Source organism: uncultured Methanofollis sp. (genome assembly GCF_937919355.1).
Classification (GTDB): Archaea; Halobacteriota; Methanomicrobia; order Methanomicrobiales; family Methanofollaceae; genus Methanofollis.
Genome location: NZ_CALFSA010000079.1, coordinates 1 through 2,853, shown reverse-complemented (window position 1 = coordinate 2,853; position 2,853 = coordinate 1). Strand labels below are relative to the sequence as shown.

Annotated in this window: 1 protein-coding gene; it reads left to right on the top strand. The window is 54.3% G+C overall.

Going from position 1 to position 2,853, the window contains the following annotated elements; genetic code table 11:
- A partial coding sequence (locus tag Q0520_RS03625) for an Ig-like domain-containing protein (protein ID WP_298666723.1) occupies positions 1-2,781 on the top strand: 2,781 nt, incomplete at its 5' end.
- Positions 2,782-2,853: the final 72 nt, after the last annotated feature.

The window sequence follows — 2,853 nt, the reverse complement described above, 5'->3', positions numbered from 1 at the left end:
ACGGCGAAGGCGCTGAATGCAACCGGTGCGGTGGTGGCGGAGACGACAGTCGTCCCGAAGGTCGACCATGCGGGGCCATACAGACTTGCTCTCACGGACTACAGGAGCGAGGCGACGGTAGGATCAGAGGTGCCAATCGTCCTTGCAATGGTGGACTACTACGGCAACCGGATCGATAACCGGCGGGAAGTGGCGGAGGGCAGGGATGCCGAGTCGGTTACCTTCTCTGTCGGGTCTCCGGGAGACTCCGCTGTCTTCCTTGTCGACGGCAGTGTAACCGGTGATACCGCTGTCTGCCCGGTAGATGGGGAGGGGAATGTGACGGTGACCCTCCGGCTTGCGAGAAAAGCCGGGGAGAACATCGTATTCGTAGACCTGCCATCTCCGATCCCCGATGCATATTTCACATTCTATGGTCTCAGTGACGCTCCTCCCGCTTCGATCACCTGTGCTGTCTCTCCAGACGGCACGCCCCTTCCATGGGTTTATGCAGACGGCAAGAGTACGTTCACCATCACCTGCACACTGATGGATGCTGACGGTAACCCGTCGGTCAACCGGTCGGTGCATGTGAGTACCTCCCTCCCCGGTGAGGAGAAGACTCTCCGTTCCAATGACAACGGTCTGGTCATGTTCACCTACGGGCCGAAGGATAAGATCGGGAAGGTGACGATCACGGCAACCTCGGCGGACAACTCTTCGGTGACCTGTTCGCAGACTGTCGAGTTCACGAGTACAGATCCTGTTGACATGATCCTCACCGCCTCTCCGCAGACTATGCCGAGCCGCGACGTGAAGAACACGACTGCCGAGATCAGGGCGAAGGTCGTGGATGTGAAGGGTAACCCTGTCAAGGGGCAGACGGTCACGTTTTCCCTCTCTGACATCAATACGGCAGGGTATACTGCCACGGCACCACCCGAACTGGTGGAGAAGTCGGCGGTCACGAACAAGAACGGCTCTGCGATTGTGCATTTCAGGCCCGGTGCCTTTGTTCAAGACCGCAAAAACAAAGCTTCGGCGACTGGCACCTGCAAAGTCACGGCCAATTGGGGTGACGACGTCGAAGACCTCACTCTCACCTGGAAGAACTATCCCTACCTCTCTGTGTCCACTGCGGTCGACAATGAGACTGTCACGGTGAACCAGACGGTGAACGTCACCGTCAGTCTCAGGGGAGACGGTTATGCTCTTCAGCCCGACCCGATCGATGTGGTGCTGGCGATAGACCGGTCGGGAAGTATGCTCTACGATAAACCCGACCGCATGCACTCGGTGAGGGAGGCGGCAAAGAAGTTTGTCGACAGGATGACCACGAAAGATAAGGTGGGGCTTGTCACCTTCGGGAGAAATACAGGTTCATGGCATCGGATCAATAAACCTGGAGAATCTTCTTTTGATAATCCTGACAGATATATCGACAACGCCTACCATACTCCCAAAAAATATCTCGACTATGCGACCGTCGACCTGAATCTCACCGATGTTTTCCCTTCGGTGAAAACAGAACTCGACAATATTGTCCCGGACTCAGGGACCCCCATGCGTGCGGGACTGTATAAGTCAATAAAAGAACTTAATGGTTCTGGAAGTTCAAATCCTGATCCAGATGCCATCAAAGCGATCATCGTCCTTTCGGATGGGGACTACAACTGGTATGGCGACCCCCTGGCACGGGGCGATGCCGCCGGTTATTGGGACAAAAAAGAGGTTTGGGACGGTTTATTCAGTTGGCATTATGAAGATGTTTGGGTTCCAACTCGTGATCCCGAGGATTTTGGGGACCTCACCCAGAAGTATTATCGTTTTACTGACCTCTTCGATGAAGAGCAGGATCTCTCTGTCTATGCCAAAAATCACAATATTAAGATATACTCAATCGGGTATGCGGACACCATCTCAGATGACGGCAAAAAGACCCTGCAAAAACTTGCCGAGTCCACGGGCGGGAAATACTATGATGGAAGTGCCGCAAATATCGGTGCCATCTATACGGCCATCGCCGGCGAACTCAAGACCGAGGCCGGCGTGAACACCAAGATGGACATCTCCTTCAAGGACGTGGAAGTGAACAGCGAGATTATGGACGGTGACGCGGTCTTTACCTACCTCCACATCCCCGGAAAATCCACCAATATCAGCACCTGGATCGATAACAGCACTCCTCCATATGTCCCTCCCCATAATCCATCGTACCCCTACACGGAGGACCAGACTACCAACTGGAACGACGACCACAACCTCCACTTCGACATCGGCACGATCCACCTGAACCAGACCTGGACGGCCAACTACACCCTCAAGGTGCTCATGGACGGGAACATCAACATCTTCGGTCAGGGCTCGACGATCTCCTTCGACAACGGTAATGAAACCCTCGACTTCCCGAAAACCTTTATCACCGCTCTCCCTAGCATGAATAACACCGGCATTAACACCTCGTACCTCTGGGTCGGTGAACCCTCCCGTGTCGGCTCAGGATCGATCACCGACTTCCTGCGGATGAAATGGAACCTCAACTACACCGGCAACCAGACAGCCACGCAGAAACTCTTCTACTCCATCGACGAGAAGAGAACCTGGATCGATTTTGGAACAGTGACACCAAGGGCAAAGGGCCTGAGACAGGAAGAGGCAGTGCTTGATGTCCGTGACCGTCCGGCGGCACAGTACTGGATACGGGTCAGGGCCGCCGCCCCAGATGCGCCACCAGCAGGAAATGAAACGTCAGTATCTTTCTTCGTCGGTAATGTCACTGCAAAGAAGATCAGACTGCAATAATCTTTTTTTAAAATCTCAAAAACGGACCCAGCGGGAATCGAACCCGCGTCCCTGGGTTCGAAGCCCAGAAGG